This window comes from Fodinicola feengrottensis, from assembly GCF_010993775.1.
Classification (GTDB): Bacteria; Actinomycetota; Actinomycetes; order Mycobacteriales; family HKI-0501; genus Fodinicola; species Fodinicola feengrottensis.
Genome location: NZ_WOTO01000007.1, coordinates 1 through 20,646, shown reverse-complemented (window position 1 = coordinate 20,646; position 20,646 = coordinate 1). Strand labels below are relative to the sequence as shown.

Annotated in this window: 24 protein-coding genes and 3 pseudogenes; 9 read left to right on the top strand and 18 right to left on the bottom strand. The window is 67.0% G+C overall.

Features of this window, described 5'->3' with window-relative positions; all coding sequences use genetic code 11:
- Positions 1–90: 90 nt before the first annotated feature.
- The 5 genes from GNX96_RS08110 to GNX96_RS08095 all read right to left on the bottom strand — a co-directional run bounded on the left by GNX96_RS08110 (position 91) and on the right by GNX96_RS08095 (position 4,693).
- Positions 91–705, bottom strand: a complete 615-nt coding sequence (locus GNX96_RS08110) for a glycoside hydrolase N-terminal domain-containing protein (RefSeq protein WP_163567599.1) — start codon at positions 703–705, stop codon at positions 91–93.
- Positions 706–1,299: 594 nt separating this feature from the next.
- Positions 1,300–1,611 carry an ABC transporter permease family protein gene (locus tag GNX96_RS50030; RefSeq protein WP_279579758.1) on the bottom strand — a complete coding sequence of 104 codons (312 nt, stop codon included), beginning with the start codon at positions 1,609–1,611 and terminating at the stop codon, positions 1,300–1,302.
- A gap of 12 nt (positions 1,612–1,623) precedes the next feature.
- The gene (locus tag GNX96_RS50025) at positions 1,624–2,142 is read right to left on the bottom strand and encodes a carbohydrate ABC transporter permease (protein WP_390623950.1); all 519 of its coding nucleotides are present in this window, start codon (positions 2,140–2,142) and stop codon (positions 1,624–1,626) included.
- Positions 2,082–2,591 (bottom strand): carbohydrate ABC transporter permease, encoded by a 510-nt coding sequence (locus GNX96_RS50020; RefSeq protein ID WP_279579757.1) that lies wholly within the window; start codon positions 2,589–2,591, stop codon positions 2,082–2,084. The genes GNX96_RS50025 and GNX96_RS50020 overlap by 61 nt, the downstream gene beginning before the upstream one ends.
- An 11-nt stretch (positions 2,592–2,602) precedes the next feature.
- Complete coding sequence (locus tag GNX96_RS08095; protein ID WP_163567598.1) at positions 2,603–4,693, bottom strand: fibronectin type III domain-containing protein; 2,091 nt, start codon at positions 4,691–4,693, stop codon at positions 2,603–2,605.
- A 289-nt stretch (positions 4,694–4,982) separates the two neighbouring features.
- Here GNX96_RS08095 and GNX96_RS50015 point away from each other — a divergent pair, with 289 nt between their 5' ends.
- The 3 genes from GNX96_RS50015 to GNX96_RS50005 are packed head-to-tail and all read left to right on the top strand — an operon-like array spanning position 4,983 to position 6,150.
- Positions 4,983–5,276, top strand: a complete 294-nt coding sequence (locus tag GNX96_RS50015; protein WP_279579756.1) for a winged helix-turn-helix transcriptional regulator — start codon at positions 4,983–4,985, stop codon at positions 5,274–5,276.
- A 48-nt stretch (positions 5,277–5,324) separates the two neighbouring features.
- Entirely contained in the window at positions 5,325–5,858 is a 534-nt protein-coding gene (locus tag GNX96_RS50010) for an ROK family protein (protein WP_279579755.1), read from the top strand.
- Positions 5,821–6,150, top strand: a complete 330-nt coding sequence (locus GNX96_RS50005) for a hypothetical protein (RefSeq protein ID WP_279579754.1) — start codon at positions 5,821–5,823, stop codon at positions 6,148–6,150. Before GNX96_RS50010 ends, GNX96_RS50005 begins: the two co-directional genes overlap by 38 nt.
- Positions 6,151–6,170: 20 nt before the next feature.
- Here GNX96_RS50005 and GNX96_RS08085 read toward each other — a convergent pair whose 3' ends face one another.
- Positions 6,171–7,331 (bottom strand): MFS transporter, encoded by a 1,161-nt coding sequence (locus GNX96_RS08085; RefSeq protein ID WP_163567597.1) that lies wholly within the window; start codon positions 7,329–7,331, stop codon positions 6,171–6,173.
- Positions 7,332–7,361: 30 nt separating this feature from the next.
- On the opposite strand from GNX96_RS08085, the gene GNX96_RS08080 reads away from it, so the two are divergent.
- The gene (locus GNX96_RS08080; protein WP_163567596.1) at positions 7,362–7,808 is read left to right on the top strand and encodes a MarR family winged helix-turn-helix transcriptional regulator; all 447 of its coding nucleotides are present in this window, start codon (positions 7,362–7,364) and stop codon (positions 7,806–7,808) included.
- 50 nt (positions 7,809–7,858) lie between these two features.
- Here the strand turns inward: GNX96_RS08080 and dinB are convergent.
- From dinB to GNX96_RS08060, 6 genes and pseudogenes are all read right to left on the bottom strand, one after another.
- Positions 7,859–9,053, bottom strand: a pseudogene (dinB, locus tag GNX96_RS08075) (DNA polymerase IV).
- 37 nt (positions 9,054–9,090) lie between these two features.
- Complete coding sequence (locus GNX96_RS08070) at positions 9,091–9,945, bottom strand: SDR family NAD(P)-dependent oxidoreductase (protein WP_279579753.1); 855 nt, start codon at positions 9,943–9,945, stop codon at positions 9,091–9,093.
- A 79-nt stretch (positions 9,946–10,024) separates the two neighbouring features.
- Positions 10,025–10,156 (bottom strand): hypothetical protein, encoded by a 132-nt coding sequence (locus GNX96_RS50000; RefSeq protein WP_279579752.1) that lies wholly within the window; start codon positions 10,154–10,156, stop codon positions 10,025–10,027.
- The gene (locus GNX96_RS49995) at positions 10,149–10,280 is read right to left on the bottom strand and encodes a hypothetical protein (RefSeq protein WP_279579751.1); all 132 of its coding nucleotides are present in this window, start codon (positions 10,278–10,280) and stop codon (positions 10,149–10,151) included. The genes GNX96_RS50000 and GNX96_RS49995 overlap by 8 nt, the downstream gene beginning before the upstream one ends.
- Positions 10,280–10,663, bottom strand: a complete 384-nt coding sequence (locus tag GNX96_RS08065; RefSeq protein ID WP_163567595.1) for a DUF998 domain-containing protein — start codon at positions 10,661–10,663, stop codon at positions 10,280–10,282. Before GNX96_RS08065 ends, GNX96_RS49995 begins: the two co-directional genes overlap by 1 nt.
- Positions 10,664–10,773: 110 nt before the next feature.
- Positions 10,774–11,811, bottom strand: a complete 1,038-nt coding sequence (locus tag GNX96_RS08060) for a hypothetical protein (protein ID WP_163567594.1) — start codon at positions 11,809–11,811, stop codon at positions 10,774–10,776.
- Between the two features lie 60 nt (positions 11,812–11,871).
- On the opposite strand from GNX96_RS08060, the gene GNX96_RS08055 reads away from it, so the two are divergent.
- Positions 11,872–12,156: a hypothetical protein gene (locus GNX96_RS08055; protein ID WP_279579750.1), complete on the top strand. Its 285-nt coding sequence runs from the start codon at positions 11,872–11,874 to the stop codon at positions 12,154–12,156.
- A 10-nt stretch (positions 12,157–12,166) separates the two neighbouring features.
- Here GNX96_RS08055 and GNX96_RS08050 read toward each other — a convergent pair whose 3' ends face one another.
- The 4 genes and pseudogenes from GNX96_RS08050 to eccCa all read right to left on the bottom strand — a co-directional run.
- Complete coding sequence (locus tag GNX96_RS08050) at positions 12,167–12,505, bottom strand: hypothetical protein (protein WP_163567592.1); 339 nt, start codon at positions 12,503–12,505, stop codon at positions 12,167–12,169.
- A gap of 96 nt (positions 12,506–12,601) precedes the next feature.
- Positions 12,602–13,255, bottom strand: coding sequence for an FtsK/SpoIIIE domain-containing protein (locus GNX96_RS49990; RefSeq protein WP_279579749.1), 654 nt, complete (start codon positions 13,253–13,255; stop codon positions 12,602–12,604).
- Between the two features lie 266 nt (positions 13,256–13,521).
- Positions 13,522–13,935 (bottom strand): annotated as a pseudogene (locus GNX96_RS49985) (FtsK/SpoIIIE domain-containing protein); the annotation flags it as partial.
- A 92-nt stretch (positions 13,936–14,027) separates the two neighbouring features.
- Positions 14,028–16,454, bottom strand: a pseudogene (gene eccCa, locus GNX96_RS49980) (type VII secretion protein EccCa); the annotation flags it as partial.
- A gap of 293 nt (positions 16,455–16,747) precedes the next feature.
- Between eccCa and GNX96_RS08040 the strand changes: the two are divergent.
- Together GNX96_RS08040 and GNX96_RS08035 are read left to right on the top strand one after the other, a co-directional pair.
- The gene (locus tag GNX96_RS08040) at positions 16,748–17,089 is read left to right on the top strand and encodes a WXG100 family type VII secretion target (RefSeq protein WP_163567591.1); all 342 of its coding nucleotides are present in this window, start codon (positions 16,748–16,750) and stop codon (positions 17,087–17,089) included.
- Positions 17,090–17,102: 13 nt separating this feature from the next.
- Complete coding sequence (locus GNX96_RS08035) at positions 17,103–17,399, top strand: hypothetical protein (protein ID WP_163567590.1); 297 nt, start codon at positions 17,103–17,105, stop codon at positions 17,397–17,399.
- A 186-nt stretch (positions 17,400–17,585) separates the two neighbouring features.
- On the opposite strand, the gene GNX96_RS08030 is transcribed toward GNX96_RS08035, so the two are convergent.
- Both GNX96_RS08030 and mycP read right to left on the bottom strand, forming a co-directional pair.
- Entirely contained in the window at positions 17,586–17,783 is a 198-nt protein-coding gene (locus GNX96_RS08030) for a YbaB/EbfC family nucleoid-associated protein (protein ID WP_163567589.1), read from the bottom strand.
- A 36-nt stretch (positions 17,784–17,819) separates the two neighbouring features.
- A complete protein-coding gene (gene mycP, locus GNX96_RS08025) occupies positions 17,820–19,106 on the bottom strand; it encodes a type VII secretion-associated serine protease mycosin (RefSeq protein ID WP_163567588.1) in 1,287 nt (428 codons plus the stop codon).
- A gap of 130 nt (positions 19,107–19,236) precedes the next feature.
- Here mycP and GNX96_RS08020 point away from each other — a divergent pair, with 130 nt between their 5' ends.
- Both GNX96_RS08020 and GNX96_RS08015 read left to right on the top strand, forming a co-directional pair.
- Entirely contained in the window at positions 19,237–19,560 is a 324-nt protein-coding gene (locus GNX96_RS08020; RefSeq protein WP_279579748.1) for a YbaB/EbfC family nucleoid-associated protein, read from the top strand.
- Positions 19,561–19,748: 188 nt separating this feature from the next.
- A complete protein-coding gene (locus tag GNX96_RS08015; protein ID WP_163567586.1) occupies positions 19,749–19,937 on the top strand; it encodes a YbaB/EbfC family nucleoid-associated protein in 189 nt (62 codons plus the stop codon).
- The last annotated feature ends 709 nt before the right edge of the window (positions 19,938–20,646 follow it).

Sequence of the window (20,646 nt, the reverse complement as noted above, 5' to 3'; positions counted from 1 at the left end):
TCGGTGTCGACGCGTACGGCCGCCACCGCGTACGGGTCATAGCCACCGGCTTTCCCCGTCCCATAACGCAACGGCTCGGCCACCGACTGCTCATGCAGCGGCGCACCGTCCACCGGTACGTCCACCCCGACCACGAATCCCGCCGCGGTAGTCCATCGGTCGGCCATCCGCAGCGGCGAGGAGATGTCCAGGTCGAGGTCCAAAGTCCCGCCCTCGACGACCACGGACAGGCAAATCGCCTGCGCCGGCCGGCTGGCCCACGTCCGCCGCTGTACGAGCCTTTTGCCGATATCGAAGGGAGTCTGCAGCAACGCCGTTGTCGATATTGAGCGTCCGGCCGTGGTAGATCGCTTGCTCGCCCTCGGCGAAGGACATCCAGAGATCCACAAAGGGCAGGTATTCCTGGCTGTAGCGCCCTTCGAAAGACTTCACCAGGGCCTCGGCCCGGCGATAGTCCTGCGCTCGGATCGCCTCTCGCAGCTCGGCCAGCCGCTCCGGACCGGCACCGGTCGCGAGCACCTCGGCCAGCCCGTCGGCCGGGCCTTGCGGAGTGCCCGACCATACCGTCGAGTCGTTGATTTGCAGGCGGTGCTGGGAAACTCCGCCAAAGACCATCGCACCGAGCCGGCCGTTGCCAATCGGCACCGCCTCGTACCAGCTCTCGGCCGGCCGCGGCCAGCCCAATAACAGATCGCCGAATGTCATTTGAGCCCCGTGAAACCAATCGAGTTGACGATCCGCCGGCCGAAGATGATGAAGAGCAGCAACATCGGCAGCGCGGCGATCAGGGTGGCGGCTCAGTCCGGACCAGTCGGGCGACGCCTGTGGTGACGACTGCTTGAAAACAGCGAGCGCGAGCGTCAACGGCCGTACGCTGTCGTCGTTCGTCACCATCAGCGGCCAGAAATAGTCGTTCCAGGCGGTGATGAAGGTGAGCAGCGACAGCGTGGTGATCGGCGCCGACGACATCGGCAGGATGATCCGGAAGAACGCCCGGATCGGCCCGGCGCCGTCGATCAGCGCGGCCGGCCTCTTCCACCTCACTGCTCAGCCCGAGCATGAACTGTCGCAGGAAAAAAAAGATGTTGAAGGCGGAGAAGAACGCGCCGGGCAGGATCATCCCAGCGAAGGTGTTGGTCAGGCCGAGGTCCTTGATCAGCACGAAGTTCGGCAGGAACGTGAGGATCCCGGGCACCATCAGCGCCGACAGCAGCACCGAGAAGATCAGGTTGCGGCCACGCCACCGCAGCCGGGCGAAGGCATAGGCCGCCAAGGCCGAGCAGAAGACGACGCATGCGGTCAGATCGCCGCGTAGATGATGGAGTTCCGCAGGAAAAGTCCCGTGTCCAGGGCCGCGCCGGAGCCGCCCCCTGACCGATTCGGCCGGCGTCGCCAGGCCCCCAGCGCCCGTTTGAAGGCACCGAAGCCGAAACCCACTGGCAACGGCGAGGATGGATCGGTCGACAAGGCGTAGTTGTTCGACAGGGACGTACGCAGAATCCAGTAGAACGGGAAGATGGTCAGGAAAAGGATCACCGTGACGTACGCCCACGCCACCAGCCGCCCGGGCGAGAAGCGCCTTCCTTTACGGTGCGACAAAACCATTGCCATCGCGAGCGCCTCTCAGTCCAGATCCGACTCGTTGGCCCTCGCGAGCCGCATCTGCATGTACGTGATGGTCAGCAGCATCACGAAAAGTGCCAGCGACATGGTCGCCGCGTACCCGAAGTCGAACTGGGTGAAAGCCTTGTTGTAGATGTACATCTGCAGCACGTACGACGCGTTCGCCGGCCCGCCCTGGGTGGTCACCTGGACGATGTCGAAGACCTGGAAGGACCCGATCACGGTCAGGATCACCACCATCACCAGGATGGGCCGCAGCAACGGAATCGTGAGCCGGCGGAACATCTGCATTTCGCTGGCGCCGTCGATCCGGCCCGCCTCGTACACCTGCGGCGGAATGGTCTGCAGTCCGGCGAAAATCAGCACCGCGTTGTAGCCCATCGACTTCCAGACGCTGATCAGCGCGACCGCTGGGATGGCCCAGCCGCCCGACCCGAAGAACAGGATGTTGTGGCCGGTCAACTGGGTGAGTACGACGTTGACGATGCCCAACTGGGGATCCAGCATCCACACCCACACCAGCGCCGCGCCGCGACCACGCCGGAAATGAGGAAGGGCAACAAAATCAAGCCGCGGACCACGGTCGAAGCGCCGAGCCGATGCATGACCACCGCGGTGATCAGCGAGATCAGAATGCCAACGACAACCGAGAGCACCACGAAATAGATGGTCACACCCAGCGAATGCCAGAAGACATCGTCGCCGATCAGCTCTTCGATATTGGCGAGACCGACCCACTGCGGCGGGGAAAGCACGTGAAAGTCGGTGAAACTCAGATAGATACCGCGCAGTGTCGGGTACGCGGCGAAGACTGCGAACCCCAGCACCGCCGGAGCGATGAAAAGCCAGGCCACCGGTGTGTCCGGCGACTCGACGACGACTTCTTGCGGCGGGCCGCCGGGAGGGCGGTCTTCGTCACCGGCACGGCCGGCTGGATGCGGTTGTCCTGCTGGGAAAAACGTCGCCACGGCAGATCTCCTTACTGGTGATCCCCGCCGGTCGGGCCGGCGGGGACCCACGTGTTACAGGGTGATCTTGTCGATGTCCGAGACGTAGTCGCCGGGATTCGGGTTGCCGAACGAGATGGTGTTGACCCCGGCCTGCAACTGCACCGGCACCACGGTGTTCTGCGGGTTGTCCCAGTCGTTGTTGTTCGTGCCGGACAACGGCAGGTGAACGGTGTGTTGTTGACCGTGACGATCGCCAGCCGGCTGGAGTCACCGTCGACGTAGGCGACATTCATCAGGTACGTCCCGGCCTTGTCGACCGTCACGTTGTTGTACCGCAGGAAACCGCTGCCGCCGAGATTGCCGGCCTTCTTGCCGCCGGAGCAGCCACCGCAGTTCGCGATGTCGCTGCCCGGGCCAAGCGTGTTACCGGCCGCCTCCGCCTCGTACCCGGTCGGCCCACCGGTTTTCGGTGTGGTGACGGTGATCTTCTTGCTGGAAGCAGAAGCTCGGTTGGCCGAATCCCGGGCAACCACGGTGAACTGGTAACTGGTCGAGGGTTTCAGCCCGGAGACTGTGCCGGCGGTGCCTCGTACGGACGCGGCTTTCTTGCTGCCGGTGTAGATGTCGTACCAGGCGACCTTGCCACCGTGGACCGCGGAAGCGTCCCAGGCCAACGAAACGGTCGAGGAACTCGCGCTGGTGCCATGTACGTTCACCGGCATCGACGGTCCGTTAATGTGGGCCTGCGGGGCAATCCGCAGCAACCGGGACCCGTGCGCCGGCAAGGTGGCGCTGAAACTTCCGTTGGCGCTGCCCAGATTGTTGTGTTGCCAAAGATCTCGGACATTGCCCGGTCCGACGATGCCCAGGTCGTTCCAGTTCGCGGTGACCCTGGCCGGATCCGTCCCCAGGTTGAAAAGCGCGACCGTGTAGCTGCCGTCGGCGTCCTTCGCGTACCAGACCTGCTGGTTCGAGTTCTGGTTGACCGGTTTCGCCGGGTTGCCGGCCTGGTCGACCGCGATGACCTCGTCGTTGGTCAGCAACGAAAGTCCGTAGCTGTCCAGCTTGGTGAGGTCGTCACCGGAGTAGAGCGGCGCGGCCGAGATCGCCCACAGCGTCATATAGCTCTGCCGCTCCGCGTCGGTGATCCCGTCCATTTCGGCATTGCCGACATCGAGGGAATCCAGGTTGTTCCAGTGCCCAGGGCCGGCGTCCGGAATCCACTGCACCACGTCGTTCCAGCGTTGCTTGATCGAGTTGTTCCACGTCACCAACGTGTTGCAGTAGCACTCCACGTCGGTGTCGATCCGCCAGCCGTTGCTGTACTGCTTCCACACGCCGGCCTGCGGGTGCGCGAGCGCCCACGACAGCGTCAGCTCGATCGGCCGGCCGGTCTGCTTGAGGGCCTGCCCCCAGGCCGCCACATCCGCGGTGTTGTCGTAGTTGTCGCCACCCTTGAACGATCCAGGGCCCACGCCGTCCACTTTCAGGAAATCCGCGCCCCAGCTGGCCAACTCGTCCGCGATGGAGTTGAGGTAGAGCTGCGAACAGGGATTGCCGAAGTCCATCTTGTACGCGCCGTCCCACCCGTTTGTCTTGCGCAGGTCGGAATAGACGACATCCTTGGTGTGACACTGCGGCGCGCCGTAAATCGGCGTATTGCCGTCGTTGTAAACCTTCGGGTCGAGCCCAACCGCCAGATAGAGACCGAATTTGAGACCCTTGCTGTGTACGTAGTCGCCGACGTACTTCATCCCGTGCGGAAACCTCGACGCGAGCGCGACCGGCCGGCCGTTCTCATCGCCGGTGCCGTCGGTCCAGCCAGCATCGACGTTGATGTAGTCGTAGCCGTGGCTCTTCAGTTTCGCGGCCAGTACGTCGGTCTGCTGCATGATGTGCTGTTCGGTCAGCCAGTTCTCATTCCCCAGGCCGGGGTAATTGGTCGATTCCAGGCTCCAACTGCTCCACCCCATATAGGGTTTCTGGGCCAGCCCGTTGATGCCTGCCGCTGCCGGCGGCGAAGCGGTCACCGTCACCGCCACCAAGGAGGCAGCAGCCAACGCGACGCCCAGCGCCGCTCTTGCCATGCCACGAAACAGAATGCGACGTACAGCTGCCATGACTTCTCCATCTGGTGTCGCGCCATCGCACGCGCGGGCGAACCGAGCACGCCGGCCGGCGGCCGGGTGCCACGTGAGTCCACGTCTGTCCACAGAGGACGGTCAAAGTCCCGTTTTGCTTTTCTCGACATCCGAGTGCGGCGACTGTGCCGGGCGTCGATGTTTCAGTACGGTAAACGGGGTTTGCTTCCGGTGTCAATATAAGATTTCCCGTATCCTATAGCCACTGGTAGTGCACCGGGTTGATATGTCCTGGTATTTACTTCCAAGGGAAGGTTAAGATAGCCAGGTGGAGCTTCCGAACCAGGCGCCCGCCGCCTCACTGGTCTTCCAGACGATGCTGGCGCACGGCCCGCTGTCCAGAGCCGAGATCGGCCGGCGGACCGGCCTGTCCTCCGGCGCGGTCACCAAGGCCACCTCGCCGCTGCTGGACGACGGTTGGATCGCCGAGCTCGGCCGGCGCGGCGGAGAGAACCGGTCGCCGGCCGGCCGGCCACCCTGGTCGCGGTCCGGCCGGAGCGAGCCAGCTTCCTCGGCGTCAAGATCACCGAGGACGAGCTCTTCGGCGTCCTCACCGACCTGACCGCCCGGCCGCTGACCACCCCCGGGGGCCGCGCTGGACTCCCGGGACGTGGGCAGCGTTGTCAGCGCAATCGCCCGCCTCGTGAAGCGACTGGTGCCGGCCCAGGGTCCGGAGATTCACAGCCTCGGCGTGACACTGTCCGGCGACGTGGACCGCTGCACCGGCGCCGTGCACCACTCCCCCTTCCTGAACTGGCACGGCGTCGAGCTCGCTCACCTGGTCGAGCGGGCCACCGGCGTACGAACCGTCATCGAGAACGACGTGCGGGCCCTCACCGCCGCCGAGCAGTGGTTTGGCGCCGGCGCGGGGATTTCGTCGTTTGTGCTGGTCACCATCGGTGCCGGCATCGGCTGCGGGATCTCCCTGGACGGCCGGGTGGTGTCCGGTGCGCACGGCGTCTCCGGCGAGATCGGCCACCTGCCGGTCGGCGCGGTGGACCGGATCTGCACCTGCGGCAACGCCGGCTGCGTCGAGGCGGTCGCGTCCACCCAGGCGATCGTCGAGCAGGCCCGGCAGGTCACTGGCTGGCGACACCGCGCTGACCATGGAGGACGCCGTCCAGTTCGGCCACGACGGGCATGAGGGCGTACGGGCCGTGTTCGCCCGCGCCGGGCACGCCATCGGCCTCGCGATCGCGTCGGTGGCGAACCTGGTCGGCCCGGAGCGGATCATCATCTCCGGCGAGGGCGTCGCCTCTTATGACCTCTTCGAAGAGCAGACCCGTCAAACCTTCGTGCGGCAGGCGTTCGGTGCCGCCGCCGACTGCGAGCTGATCGTACGGCCGCTGCCATTCGAGGAATGGGCTCGCGGCGGTGCCGCGGTAGCCGCACAGACCCTGGTCGCCCCGGACCGTACCCGCCGCGCCACCACCTAGTACTAGCCCTCCTCCCGCGGTTATGGAGAGTCTTCGAGGGTGGTGGGGCGGGAGACGAGGTAGCCGGTGACCGCGACGATCGGGAGGGTGGCCAGCAGCAGCGCGAGCGGAACGGTCCAGGAGCCGGTCAGCTGGCGGGTGACGCCGAGGGCGAGCGGGCCGAGGCCGCCGAGCAGGTAGCCGGCGCCCTGAGTTAAGCCGCTGAGGGCGGTGGCCCCGGCGGTCGTACGGGTGCGGAGGTTGATCAGGGTGAGGGTCAGTGGGAACAGCAGCGGACCGAGACCGATCAGTACGACCCAGCCGACGGTGCCGCGGGTGGGCGCGATCGCGAGGCCCAAATAGCCCGCCAGATAACAGAAGAAGCCGATGGCGATCAGTACGCCGAGGTGCCGCAGGCGGGTCGCCAGCTGCGGTACGAGCAGTGCCAACGGCACGCCGACGGCCGCATAGAGCGACAGCAGAGCGCCGGCCTGGCCGGCTGAAACGCCGGCCGTGTCGACCAGGATTTTCGGCAACCACGCGAACATCGCGAAAACGTTCGCGGCAGTCATGGCGAACAGGATCGCCAGGCACCAGCCGAGCCGCGAGCGCCACATTGGCCGCAGACCAGTCAAACTCGGCGGCGCCACGATCTCGCGGGCACGTAGTCGCAACGGCAGCCAGGGAAAGATCGCGATCAGGCACAGTGCGCCCCACATACCGACCGCCACTCGCCAGCCACCGGCGCGCGCGACCGGCACCGCGACCAGCGGCGGCAGCAGGCTGAAGGTCGTCATCAGCGTGACGTAAACCGACGTCACGATGCCTATCCGAGCGGGAAAACTCTGCTTGACCAGCGGCGGGAGAACGACGTTCGCAATGCCCGCGGCCGCGAAGATGAGAGCGCTCATGGAGACCAACAGGCCCGCCGAGGCGGCGGCCGCGCGTACGACATGGCCACAAAGCATGCCGGCCAGGGCCAGCAGTGCGAGCGTCTCCAACGAGATCCGTCGTCGCAGAATCGGTGTCAGCAAGCCAAAAAGCCCGAAGCACAGCGGCGGAAGCGCGCCGAGCACACCGATGCTCAGGTCGGTCAGCGGTACGTCCGCGCCGACCACCCCGATGATCGGTGAGAGCGCGCCGACCGCCGTCCGAAGGGTGGCCGCCAGCAGCGCGATACCGAGAAGCCGTTTGCTAAGCACTTAGCGACCCTACGCCGGTAGGGTCGTCATATGGAAGACGCCGTCGATCACATTCTCCAGCAGTGGCACCGGGAACGGCCGGATCTGGACGTGTCGCCGATCGGGGTCATCGGCCGGCTGAGCCGCGCGGCGGACGCGGTCGAGGCCCGACTGGAGGACACGTACGCGCTGCACGGCCTCGACGGCTCGTCGTACGACGTGCTGGCGACACTGCGTCGCGCCGGCCACCCGTACGAGCTGTCCCCGGCGGAGCTGAGCCGGACCGCGATGATCTCGTCCAGCGCGGTTGCGCAGCGGGTGAACAAGCTGGTCACCCGCGGTTGGGTGAAGCGAGGCAAGTCGGCCACCGACGGCCGGGGCACGCTCGTACGACTGACCGCCGCTGGCCTCGCCCGGATCGAGGCCGCACTGCCCGCTCACCTCGCCAACGAGCACACCATCGTGTCCGCGCTGACCAAAGCTGAGCAGGCACGCTGATTTCCTTGCTCCGCAAGCTAACTGCGACCTAATAGTCCCGAGCCGCGGACTCAGTCTGGCAGCAACGGAACCGAGACGCCTGGGTCGCGGCCGAGCAGGACGGCCGGAGTGAGAGAGAGGTTGAGCCGAAACGTTCGCGTACCGAGTCGATCGTCAGGTCGAGCGCACTGACCTGCGGCCGCTCAAAAGGCAACGCCAGCTGGATCGCACTGTCGTCGTCCAGGTTTCCCAACGAAATCCCGATCAAGGTGAGACCGCGTAGCTCGATCATCGGCGCGGCGGTGGACAGCAGGCCGCGGGCCGCGAGCAGGATCGCGCCGGTCTGCGCGGTCGCCTCGGCCAGGGTGTGCGAGCGGGTGGCCCGAGCGAAGTCGCCGAACCGCATCCGCAGAACGACCGTACGACAGACCCGGCTGCCCGTACGCAGGCGCCGGCCGAGCTTGTCAACCAGGCCGATCAGCATCGCGTCCAGGTCGTCCATCGACCGCTTTTTCCGGCCCAGTGCCCGTTGGGCGCCCATCGACCGGCGGCGCCGGCCGACCTGGACCGGCCGCGGGTCGCGGTTGTGGGCGAGCGCGTGCAGGTGCCGGCCGGAGCCGCGGCGGCGAGCATCACCACCAGCGCGGACTCGTCGATCTGGGCGACCTGCCCGACGGTCGTGATGCCCCGGTCACGGAGTTTTTCGGCGGTCACCGGGCCGACGCCCCAGAGCCGCTCGACCGGCAGCGGATGCAGGAAATCCAGCTCACCCGCTGGCGGCACCACGAGCAGACCGTCCGGTTTGGCGACCCCGCTGGCCACCTTGGCGAGGAACTTCGTCCGGGCCACCCCGACGGTGATCGCCAGGCCGACCTGATCCAGCACGTCTTTTCGCAGCTGCGTCGCGATTTCCACCGGTGTACCGGAAACTTTCCCCAGACCGCTCACATCCAGGAAGGCCTCATCGATCGAAAGCCCTTCCACGATCGGCGTAGTCTGCTCGAAAACCTCGAAAACGGCCTTGCTGGCCTGCGAATAGGCGGACATTCGCGGCTCGACCACGATCGCCTCGGGACAGACCTCCCGAGCCGCCCGACCGCTCATCGCGGTCCGCACTCCGCACGCCTTGGCCTGATAGCTGGCCGCGAGCACCACCCCGCCGCCGACGATGACCGGCCGCCCCCGCAGCGCCGGGTCGTCGCGCTGCTCGACGGAGGCATAGAACGCGTCCAGGTCCGCGTGCAGGATCGTCGCCTTGTCGAACATGTGTTCGATCGTACGGGACGCTCGCCCGAATCCCTAGCTAGAGCTGCGCGAAGGTGCGGCCGGTGAGCCGTTCGGACTCGGACCACAGCTGCTCGGCGACCGCCGGATCGTGGTCGGGCAGCGGCACGAAAGGGCGCACCTGGGCCGGAAATCCACACCACTGGCCGAGCCACGGCGTCGGCCCGATCAGCGCGCCATTGGGCGCGTCGGGTTTGGTCGCCGCGTACAACACCGGCAGCGCGCCCATGTCGCTGCTCTGCGCGAACATCCAACTGGTGTAGCCAAGGACCCGAGCGTCGATGCCTGGTCCGTGCCGGCGCAGACCACCGGTGAACAGGTTGGTCCGGGAATACCCGGGATGTGCGGCGAGGCTGCGCAACGAAAGCCCGGCCGCTTCCGCCCGGCGAGCCAGCTCCCAGCCGAACAGCAGGTTGGCGAGTTTCGACTGCGCGTACGCCATCCAGCGAAAGTAGACCATTTCGCCGTTGAGATTACTGAAGTCAAGAAAGCCGAAATAGCCGAAAATGCTGGTGAGGGTGACCACTCGCGGGGCTGGCGCGGCCAGCAGGTGCGGCAGCAGGCCAGCGGTAAGCGCGAAATGGCCGAGGTGGTTGGTGCCGAAATGCATTTCGAACCCGTCCACGGTTTTTCGCCGCGGCACTCCCAACACGCCGGCATTGTTGATCAGCAGGTCCAAACTCTCGTGCTCGAAACCGTCCACAAAGGAATCGACCGAGCCCAGGTCGGCCAAATCCAACAAGCGCAGCGAAAGTCGCTCGGCTGGCACACCAGCGCCGGTCAGCAGTCCGAGCGCGCCAGCACCCCGCCGCTGGTCCCGACAGGCCATCACCACATGCGCACCGGACAGCGCGAGCGCCCGCGTCACCGACACAGCCCGATCCCGCTGTTGGCGCCGGTCACCACCGCCGTCCGACCGCTCAGGTCAGGGATGTCCCGCCTTCTCCACACGCTCACCGTTCGGCCCGCGCGCCCGTACGGATGGGTGCTCGGACGAACCATCCCGCCACCAGAACGGTCCAGCCACCGGCCGCCACCACCGCTATCCGTTCCGCGACCGCCGGCACCAAGTCGTGGCTACGCACCAAAATCGCCCATCCGGACAGCGCGACCAGCGACACCCCCCAGCAGCAGCACCGCGGCGACCACGGAGCCGATGCGGACCGTCCGCACCGGCACCAGATCCGCTGTCACCGCGGCGGCGATCATCAGTGCCACCACCAAGCGAAATTGCTGACCGATGCATGAATCGTGTCCTGGACAGACACCAGCCCGTCGGCCACCGGCAGCGGACAGCCGGCCGTACAAGGCACACTCGCCGATCCCAGCAGCGCGACTCCGGCCACCGCGAGCGCCCCGCCGGCCATCCACCACGCCCGGCCGGCCCGTACGAACACTGCCCAAAGCAGCAAAACCGCCACCGCCGCGACGAAGACACCGGCGGTGTAATACCCGCTCCGCGGGCCAACCGCCAGCTCCGACAAATAGTGGTTCCCGAACCCGGCCGCCACCTGCGCCGATCCCACCAACCCAGCGGCCATCACGACGGCGACCAGCGCGGCCATGGCCCGCACTCGTACGCTCCCCGGCACAGCGCCCACCCTAGCCGGAGCCTCGCGCTGTTGCGCTGGACGCTACGGCGACCCCGAAAAAGCGTGAGGCGTACTTCCGGATTCGCATGGAAGATCCGGAAGTACGCCCGCTAGCGAGAGAAAATCAGTAGATCACCCGGCGGACCGGCGCCGGCGCGGCTTCGTTGCCGGCCGCCGGGGGTCTCGTCCACCTGCCACATCTCCTCGTCCAGCAACTGCAGCGTCGGTACGTCCTCCGCCCGCTGGCGACGGGTCGGCTTCGCCGGCGCCGGGAACGCGTTCCGGTCAACCGATCCGGCCTTGCCCTGCAGCGACCGCGGCAGACCTGGGACGCGGGAGGTCGGCTTGGGGCCGCGCCCGGTGATCGCCCGCGGCCCGTTGCCTGATTTCAGCCCGCCGCCGGCGCCGCCGCCGCCCTGCATCGGCATCATCGGCGGGATGCCGCCGGCTGAGCCCACGCCAGTGGTTGGCGAGCTCAGACCGCCCGTACCCGACTGGGACAGGGTCGGCGCGCTCCCTACCGTGGGCGCGGTCGTCGCCTTGAACGGCGAAGCGGCCACTGCGATGTTCTTCGGGCCGCCGCCTCCGCCGCCAACGCCACCACCACCGCCGCCGATCGGCCCTCCGCCGCCACCGAGACCCTTGCCGAGCCCGCCAAGCGGCATGAACGGCGGCAACGTCGTCGGGTTGTTCGGCAGCGGAACCGGGTTCGGTGGCGTGATCGTCGGCGGCGGCAGGGTCGGCGTCGACGTGTCACCCTGCAGGGACGGGTCGTCCGTGGTGGGCATACCGCCGCCAGCACTTGGGTCCTGGCCCTGCTGGTCGCCACCCTGAGCTTGCTGGTCACCACCCTGTTGGGCGCCGCCCTGTTGAGCGCCACCCTGTTGAGCGCCGCCCTGTTGAGCGCCACCCTGCTGACCGGCGTCCTGCTGCGCGCCACCCTGCTGACCGCCGGGCGACGTGGACGCCGCGTTGGCGGCCGGGCCACCGGACTGGTTGCTGCTCGCGCCGTTCGGGAACCGCGCCGGCGGCGCCGCGGCGATCTGCTGGCCAATCGCCTGACCGGCCTGTTCCAGCTGGTTGGCCAGCGTCTGTACGGCCTGGCCGGCCACCGGGTTCGGCTTCGCCAGCGCCAGCTCGAGCGCCAACGCGCCGCCCCCTGGGCGGCCTGCTGGTACGCCTGCATGACAGTGTTCTGGGTCTGGCTGATGAGGTTGACCATCCGGATCATGCCGTCCGGAACGGTGTCCATTGCCTGCGCCCACTTGTCCATGTCGCTGGCGTCGCTGTTCGCCGCCGACGCGAAGTTGCCGCCCGCTGGGTCCTGCCACTCGGCGTGCAGCGCGGTGCTGGTCGACTTGAGCGAACTCGACGCGTTCTTGATGCCGCTCTCGGCCTGTCGCCAGGCGGTGGCGGCCTGGCCGATGCTCTGCGAGGACTGGGAAGCATGCGCTGCCACCTGGATCAGCTGTATGAGCGGCATTTGCATGTAGTTGCCGGCCATCATTTGCCTCCAACCAACGGAACGTTCCCGGGTCCACGCAGCACCGGCGAGTCCTGGAAGACGGAGTTCGTGATCCCAGCGGCACTGGTGCTGTCGTGGTGCAGATACGCGCCCGCTGCCGAGGACGCGATCGATTTGTACGCGGCAAAACCGTGCTGCGCCTGGGTGACGTACTGCGTGACCTTCTGGAATGCCTGGTTGCAGGCCGTCGCGTACGTCTGCAGCTCCGCCATGCCGGTGCCGGTGACCTGCGCGGCCTGAGCCGCCGGCGGCGGCTGCGGGCTGAAGCTCTCCATCGCGTCGGTGTAACCATCGATATTTCCACTGCCGTCGGCCATCGAGTCCTCCTTCTCGGGTCGCGAGCGACGAAAACTATCCGTACGAAACCAGTTGTCCGGTCGGTTGCGAGTGCGGCGGCAGCAACCGGCCATCGCTCACTCGGTCGGGTCCACCCAGCCGAGCTGGATCAGCTGCGGCGAGCCCTTGCGGTGAATGAGCCGGCCGCGACCCGGCGGCAGCGGCTCCGGCTTGACCCCACCGAGCAGGACGCCTTCGTCCTTGTCACCGGACAGCAGCACGCCGGGCGTACCCACATCGCGCAGCCGCGAGACGAACTGTTCGAAAAGCGCCCGGCCGGCGCCGCCACTGCGCCGGGTGAGGATGACGTGCAGGCCGATATCGCGGCCCTGCGCCAAAAACTCGAGCAGTGGCTGGAACGGGTTGGTCATCTGTGTCACGACGAGGTCGTAGTCGTCGATCAACACGTACAACTCCGGGCCCTGCCACCACGACCGCGCCCGCAGCTGTTCGGGCGTCACGTCCGGGCCGGGCAGCCGGTTCTTCATCGCGGTCGCCACGTCCTCCATCAGCTTCGTGGTGACCGAGAGGTTCGAGCCGTAGCCGAGCAGATGTTCGGACTCCACCTCGCCGAGCAGGCCGCGCCGGTGATCGACGATGATCATCCGCGCCTGTGCCGGCGTGTTCGCCGTGGTGATTCGTTTTGCCAGTACGCGCAGGAAATTCGTCTTGCCGGACTCGGAGTCGCCAAACAGCAATGCGTGCGGGTCCATGTCGAAGTCCAGATACACCGGCCTGAGGTCGTGCTCAGCGATGCCGATCGCGATCTGCGCGAGCCCAACTGCTCGTCCGGCAACGTCGCGTACGACAGGTTGCTGGGCAGCATGCGTACGCTCGGCGCCGCCTCGCCGTGCCACCCGCGGCCCACCGCCTCGACCAACGCGACGATCGCGTCCGGCAGGCTGGCCGGCTCGGTGACGCCGTCGATTCGTGGCGCAGCCACCAAAAGCTCGTGCTTACTGGTCGCGATGCCACGACCGGGCGCGCCTTCGGGCACCTTCAGTGCGCTCGGCCGGTCCACCATGCTGTCGCCAGGATCGCCCAAGCGCAGCTCGATCCGGCTGCCGAACAGGTCGCGCATGGTCGGGCGCAGGTCGAACGGCCGCGAACAGGTGGCGAGGACGTGCACTCCGTACGCGAGGCCGCGGGTGGCGATCCCGCCAATCACGTCCTCCAGATCCTCGAAGTCCTTGCGCAGCGTCGGCCATCCGTCCACCACCAGGAAAACGTCGCCGTAGTCGTCGTCCACGACCGTGCCGTTGGCACGTTTCGCGCGGTACGTGGCCATGCCGTCGATGTCGAGCTCGGCGAAACGCCGTTCGCGGTCGGCCAGCACGGTGGCGACCTCGGCGACACTTCGCCGTACCGCACCGGCGTTCTGCCGGCTCGCGACGCCACCGACATGCGGCAGCCCGCGAATCGATCCGAGCGTGCCGCCACCACGAAGTCCAGGCAGTAGAACTGGACCTCGCTCGGTGTGTGAGTCAGCGCGAGGCTCGCGATGATCGTCCGAATGGTCGTGCTTTTGCCGCTCCGCGGCGCGCCCATCACCAACAGATGTCCGCCGGCGTCGGAAAGATCGACCACCAGCGGGTCGCGGCGCTGGTCCAACGGCCGGTCGACGATGCCCGCCACCGCGCGCAGCGCGCCATGCAGATTCGGGTTCAGGGCGCCAAAACCGCGGCCGGGAACCGAACCGATCTCGCCGAGCAGCTCGTTCAGCGGCGGCGGCGTACCCAGTGGCGGCAGCCACACCTGGTGCGCCGGCGTGCCCTGGCCCATGAACCGGTCCACCAGGATGTCCATCAGGCTCTCGCCGATCGCCTCGTCCGGGTCGATCTCGGGCGTCTCGTTCTCTTCCTCCTCGTCTACTGGCGGCGCCACGTACGCGGTGGTGAACTCCTGCAGGCCAATCGCCTCGTACGAGCCTGACCCGTCCGGTCGCAGGTCGCCGGGCAAGTGGACGCCGGAGACGTACGCGGACCGGAACCGGACCATCGGTTCGTCGCCGTACCGCAGAAAACCGTGACCGGGCGCGCGCGGCAACGTGAAGGCGTCGTTCACGCCCAGCACGACGCGGCTGTCGATGTCGGAAAAGGTCCGCAGGCCGATCCGGTACGACAAATGGGCGTCCAGGCCACGCAGCCGGCCTTCCTCCAGCCGCTGACTGGCCAGCAGCAAATGAACGCCGAGCGATCGGCCGACCCGGCCGATCTGCACGAAAACGTCAATGAAGTCCGGCCGGGCCTGCAGCAGCTCGCTGAAATCGTCGCAGATCACGAAAAGCGTCGGCACTTCGGCCAGCGGCGCGCCGGCCACCCGCGCCTTTTCGTAGTCCCGCAGGGAAGAGAAGTTGCCGGCGGCCCGGAGCAGTTCCTGGCGCCGGATCAACTCGCCGTTCAAGGCGTCGGTCATCCGGTCGACCAGCGGCAGCTCGTCGGCGAGGTTGGTGATCACCGCGCTGGTGTGCGGCAGCTTGTCCAACCTGGTGAAGGTCGCGCCACCCTTGAAGTCGATCAGTGCGAAATTCAGCGTGTTCGGCGGATGGGTGACCGCGAGCGCCAACACCAGCGTACGCAGCAGCTCGCTCTTTCCGGAGCCAGTCGCGCCGATCAGCAGACCGTGTGGGCCCATGCCGTCCTGCGCGGACTCCTTCAGGTCCAGCTCGACCGGCGACCCGTCCGGGCGGATGCCGAACCGTACCCGCAGCCGGTCCCGGTTGGGCCGCGGCAGCCAGGTGTCGTGAGGATTGAAGGCAAACGGGTCACCGAGGTCGAGCAGCTCGGCGAGCCCGAGCGTGGAGCTGAGCGGCTGCTCGCCGCGCGCACCCGCGGTCAGTCGCAGCGGCGCCATTTGCCGGGCCAGTGCTTCCGCGCAGACCCTGCTCATCGCGTCGGCGGTGCCGAGCTCCACCTCGGTGTCGGTATCCGCGGTGAGGCTGCTCAACGACCCGTCCTGGGCGACGTTGAGAATCAGCCCGGACCGGTCGGGCGTACGTGGTGGCACCGTGGTCAGGTCGATCACGGTGGCGCCCTCGACGCCGGTCGCGGTGACCAGATGGTCGGAGCCGGCGAAGGAACCGCCGTCGAGCACCACCACCAGGTGCGGTCCGGACGTCGGCGCCGCCGAGGTCGAGTCGAAGCGCGGCCGGTCGGCGAGCACGCCTTCCAGCATGATTTCCAGGATCGGGATGGCATTGGCGACCAGCCGCAGTGGCCCGAGCGCGTCCGTACGATCCGGGTGCAGCGCATGCGGCAGCAGCCATTTCACCCAGTCCCATTCGGCCAGCTGCTCCGGCCCGGCGCAGATCGCGATCCGCAGGTCGTCCGGCGGCTGCAACGTGGCCAGCTGCGCGAGCATCGCGCGTACCAGGTCGATGGACCGGCCGCGGTCGCCGTCCACGTGGATTCGGCTGAAGCCGGTGATCGCCAGCGCCAGCGGAAGGTCGCCAATCACCGAGTACGTGGTGATGAACCTTCGCAGCGCCAGCGCGGAAAGTGGCTCCAACTGCTCCAGCGGCTGGGTGTCCGGTGGCACCAGGGTGGTGGCCAGCGGCTGCTTGCCGACCCCGACTCGTACGACGCCGAAGTCCTCGTCGGACCGCCGTCTTTCCCACAGCCGGAAGCTTTCCAGCAGTGACCACAGCGAGTCCGGGTCCGGATGGACGTACCAGAGCGCGTCGCGCTGGCGGCCGGCGGTACGCGCGACCCGGACGCGATGCTGGGAAAGTCCACGCAGGAACCGGCGCCGGGCCACCCCCATTTCACGTTTGCTCGGGCCACTGTTGTTGAGAAAAACCATTGCCAGCATGCCGAGCATCGCGAAACCGAACAGTCCGAACGTGACGTACCGCAGCGGGCTGGTATTTGTGCTGCCAGCACTGGAAAGCAGGATGATCGACGCCATCATGGCCATCATCGGCAGGACCATCAGGGCCTGCGTCCACGATCGTCCCGTCGGCGTCGGAATCTCCGGCGGAGCCTCCAGCAGCAGTTCACCAGTCGGCATTTCCGGCGCCGGCCGCCGTAACGGCCGGCGCACCACAACGGTCGCCACCTGTAGACCTCCTCGCTGAACGGTTCGAGTCGATGGTGCCGGCTCGCCGCGCGTGGGGGGGGGTGTGGCAGGAAGGTGCCGAGTGCCCGTTATGCCGGACCGCCCGGATTACGTTCGGCGCACGGGCACGAAACTCGTCGGCCCGATCCATCACGGAAGGAGCGACGATGGACAGACTTGACGGTGTAACCGAGTCCATCATGCACGGCGGGCGAATGGCGCACACCGTGGCCCAGAACCTTGACGGGCACAGCAAGACGCTCGCGGGCCACATCGCCTCGCTGAACGGCCAGATCTCTGGCTCGTACGCCACCGCGCTGTACAGCGCCCACGACCAGTGGCAGGCCGGACACCTGCGGCTCAGCAACGCGCTTCGGGCCATGGGCGACAGCACCAACTACTCCGGGAACCTGTACGACCAGGCCGACCAGAACCTGCACCAGTCGTTCAGCTCGGTGCTCGGCTCGGACCCGTTCGGCGGCGCCCTCGGCGGCCCGACCAGCGCGTAAAGGAGGAAACACGATGCGAGTCCAAGGTAATTTCGCGATGCTGCAGAACGTCCAGCAGCAAGTCCAGACCACGATGGGCCACGTCCAGAACGAGACGGACAACTGGCAGCGAGTGATGAACCAGCTCGCCCATGAGTGGCCAGACGGCGCCCAGGCGCAGCTTCAGGAGGTCCATCACGCACGTGCGCAGATGAACCAGGCGCACCAGCAGATGCTGCAGGTCTTCCACCGGGCGGTCGGCCACTCGGTGGTCGAGCTCAACCAGGCGGTCTCGTCCGCGAAGTCGAACATCGCGAACGTGCCGATCTGACCCAGCCCACGAAATAACCCCGTCCCACTGGGGCGGGGTTGTTTTGTTGGCAGCGACAGGACAACCGGGCGCAGCACCGCGGTTCGGCCCGCACACTGGCCACATGATGAGCGAAGTCGTACGTACGCTACTGACGGTCGAAGGCTCCGGCCGCTCGGACGACGACATGGTCGCCGCCTGCGTAGGTCAGGACTCGATGACCTTCGCCGAGAACACGCGGGAGTCCGGCGAGCGGTAGATCCGCCCGTCCAGCCAAAGGCCGGTGAGGTGCCCGCGCTCGTCGACCGTGGCGCTGACCAGACCATCGGGTGAGAAGACGGTCGTCTCGGTCCGCCTCGCTTGCAGCTCACGCAACTCCTGCCGCTGCTGGCGAAGGAACATCATGTGCCGGCATCGAAAAGCTCCACCGCGGCCTCCCTGTCATCCTCTGCCGTGGCCGGCAGCCGAGCTGGGGAAAAGCGAGGTCTGCTCAGGTGGTTCCTTGCGTACGATCGTGCCCGCCGCTGGAGTGGCCAGCGTCGCGCGCCACTTGCGACGGCGGGCACGCGGCAATGCCCACGCGAGAATCGCGGCCAGGAAAACCGCCGCGATCACCGCGGCGGTCACGATTTTCGCGCCTACGCCGGCCTGCCACCAATAATGCTGCGCGCGTACGACAGCTGGGCTGGGCGGCCGCACGATGACCGGGCCGAGGTTCTGTGGCTTCCCGCCAAGGCCGTCCGTCACGGCCCGGTACGGGTCGACGACGATGCCGGCGCCGTACTCCTGGCTCCTGGCCCCGCCGGGCGCCACCGTCGCGGTCGCGATCAGCCGCTGCGCGACCTGCGGTGCGGTGAGTTTCGGGTATGCCGCTCGTACCAGTGCGGCGGCGCCGGAAACGAAAGGCGGCGTCGCGAAACTCGTACCATCCCAGTACTGGTGTCCCGCGATCCGGTTCGCGCCAACGACCTTCGTACCGGGAGCGACCAGCGACACGTACGTACCAACCTGCGAGTCGGCGTTGCGCGCACCGTTGATGTCGATCGATCCGACGCCCAGCACTCCCGGATACGCGGCCGGGAAAGAGATCGCGTCCGGAGTCTGCGCCTGCCCGTTGCCCACCGCCGCGACAATCAACGCATCACGGCTTTGCGCGTATTTCACGGCGTCCTGGATCTGCCCGTAGTTTCCGTAACCAGCCAGCGAAAGGTTGATGACCTTGGCGCCCTGGTCGGCGGCGTACCGAATGCCTTTCGCGACGATGTTCGGATCGATCGGCGTCGCCTCGCCGGAATCGGACTGGGCGTCGTCGACGATGCGTACGGGCAGGATCGTCGCGCCCGGCGCGATGCCTTCGAAACCGACGCCACTGGCCGCCCGCGCGGCGATGATCGACGCGACGGCCGTACCGTGCGAAGCGCAGTCGTAGTTGCCGGGAAGCGTTCCCACCAAATAGAAATCCCGGCCCGGCAGGACGGCTCCGCGCAGCTGCGGATGATCCGCGTCCACGCCGGAGTCGACGACCGCGACTGTCACGCCGGCACCGGTCGTGTACGGCCAGACCCGACTCAGGTCGAAAAGCTGCTGGGCCCACGGCAGCTGCGTGATCACCGGGCGGGACGGCGACGGGTTGTTGCACGCACCGTCCGGCGGCGCGGCGGCAACCGACGCCGGAAGGGACAGCGCCGCTATCACCGCCGCGGCGGCCAATGCCGCAAGTCTCCTCATGGTTTGCCATCATCGGGCCTCAGCGGGCTCTTCAACCCGGCGTGGCAGTTACCGGTCAAGACCCGGAATCCGGTGGCCTACCTGGAAAGATCATGCGCACAGACGTCCGTACGAGCGACCGGGAGACTCGTTGCATTCCACCGCGCAGCACCTGGCCAGCATCGCGGAGATTGCGACCAAACTCCGCACCCTTCGCGACGAGAGCGCGAAACTGGAGGCGACCGCCGAGTCGCCGGACGGTCTCGTGGCCGCCACCGTCAACTCCCGCGGCGATGTGGTCGAGCTGGAACTCGACGACCGCGTTTACCGTACGAGCGACTCCGCCGCGCTGGCCGCCGCCATCACCCAGACCATCCGCGCCGCCGCGGCAGACCTCGAGCGCATCATGGCTACCCGCGCCAACGCTCTCTTCGCCAACCAGCCGGAAAAATCCGACCTCGCCCGCTCCTGGTAAATCACTATCGGTCAGTCGGTCAGTCGCTTCGCAGTCACAGGAACAATCGCACCATCCATCTGATGAGGTTCGCCGCCCAACTCACAGGAGTTGAACGCGCGCGCTCTATTGTCCTGCGTCTGAAATCCATTAAGTAAGTGTGGGATTTCTGTTCATGGCGGGGAGTGGGGCGTCCGAAGGCTGAGTTGGTGCTGAGAAACTGGAGGCGACCGCCGAGTCGCCGGACGGGTCTCGTGGCCGCCACCGTCAACTCCAGCGGCGATGTGGTCGAACTAGAACTCGACGACCGCGTCTACCGTACGAGCGACTCCGCCGCACTGGCCGCCGCCATCACCCAGACCATCCGCGCCGCCGCGTCAATCGCGCCGTCCATCTGATGGGTTCGCCCCCAACTCGCAGGAGTTGAACGCGCGCGCTCTATGTTTCGTTGGGGTTATTGTGAAAGTATCCAATTCCTGATCACCCGTACGCGGCCATATTGTCGGTGCCGGCGGTAGAATTAATGTCATGGCCGCCGGCGACGAAGTCACCTCTCCAGAGCTCTGGAGGTGTGACCCGGACGAGTTGGGTGAGTTGCTGCAGGAGATCTCCACCAATGCCGGAAAGCATGGTCAAATTAAATCAATGGCCGCCGTCTTGCAGCGGCGCGTCCCTTCGCGACCGGTTGCGCGACAGGGACGAGCTGAACAAGCCGTCGCCGGACCCGTCCAGAACACGTGTCCGTGGCTCAGCCCTGGTGCTCGAGTAGGGAGGACGGACCCGACCTTGCGGCGTCTCTGCAGGTCACGTGCGACTATCGCGAACCGTACGCGGAATCCGGCAGCTAGCCGGCCCGTGGTAGCACCGCCGCCGACAGCGGATACGTCCGGAAGCTGCGCGAACGGGTGTTCGGCAAACTCGACCTGCCCCCGACTAGAGGTCGGGCGGGACGTACGCTCCGTGGATACGCCCCGGCGATTGACCGTAATGACACGGCGATATTCGAACCCTCCGACGCGCCAGCGCGTCCTGTGGGGGGTTGTTCAGAGCCTTCAAAAGTGCGCCACGCCGCTCCGGAGCGTCGGTGGCGAGACCGCGTCCTTCCAT

Coding starts and splice junctions, on each gene's coding strand:
- GNX96_RS08035 (WP_163567590.1), top strand. CDS start 17,103: ATGCGAGTCCAAGGTAATTTCGCGATGCTGCAGAACGTCCAGCAGCAA.
- GNX96_RS50030 (WP_279579758.1), bottom strand. CDS start 1,611: ATGGCAATGGTTTTGTCGCACCGTAAAGGAAGGCGCTTCTCGCCCGGG.
- mycP (WP_163567588.1), bottom strand. CDS start 19,106: ATGAGGAGACTTGCGGCATTGGCCGCCGCGGCGGTGATAGCGGCGCTG.
- GNX96_RS08080 (WP_163567596.1), top strand. CDS start 7,362: ATGGAAGACGCCGTCGATCACATTCTCCAGCAGTGGCACCGGGAACGG.
- GNX96_RS49995 (WP_279579751.1), bottom strand. CDS start 10,280: ATGATCGCCGCCGCGGTGACAGCGGATCTGGTGCCGGTGCGGACGGTC.
- GNX96_RS08050 (WP_163567592.1), bottom strand. CDS start 12,505: ATGGCCGACGGCAGTGGAAATATCGATGGTTACACCGACGCGATGGAG.
- GNX96_RS08110 (WP_163567599.1), bottom strand. CDS start 705: ATGACATTCGGCGATCTGTTATTGGGCTGGCCGCGGCCGGCCGAGAGC.
- GNX96_RS50005 (WP_279579754.1), top strand. CDS start 5,821: ATGGAGGACGCCGTCCAGTTCGGCCACGACGGGCATGAGGGCGTACGG.
- GNX96_RS08030 (WP_163567589.1), bottom strand. CDS start 17,783: ATGATGTTCCTTCGCCAGCAGCGGCAGGAGTTGCGTGAGCTGCAAGCG.
- GNX96_RS08055 (WP_279579750.1), top strand. CDS start 11,872: ATGAGGTTGACCATCCGGATCATGCCGTCCGGAACGGTGTCCATTGCC.
- GNX96_RS08095 (WP_163567598.1), bottom strand. CDS start 4,693: ATGGCAGCTGTACGTCGCATTCTGTTTCGTGGCATGGCAAGAGCGGCG.
- GNX96_RS08040 (WP_163567591.1), top strand. CDS start 16,748: ATGGACAGACTTGACGGTGTAACCGAGTCCATCATGCACGGCGGGCGA.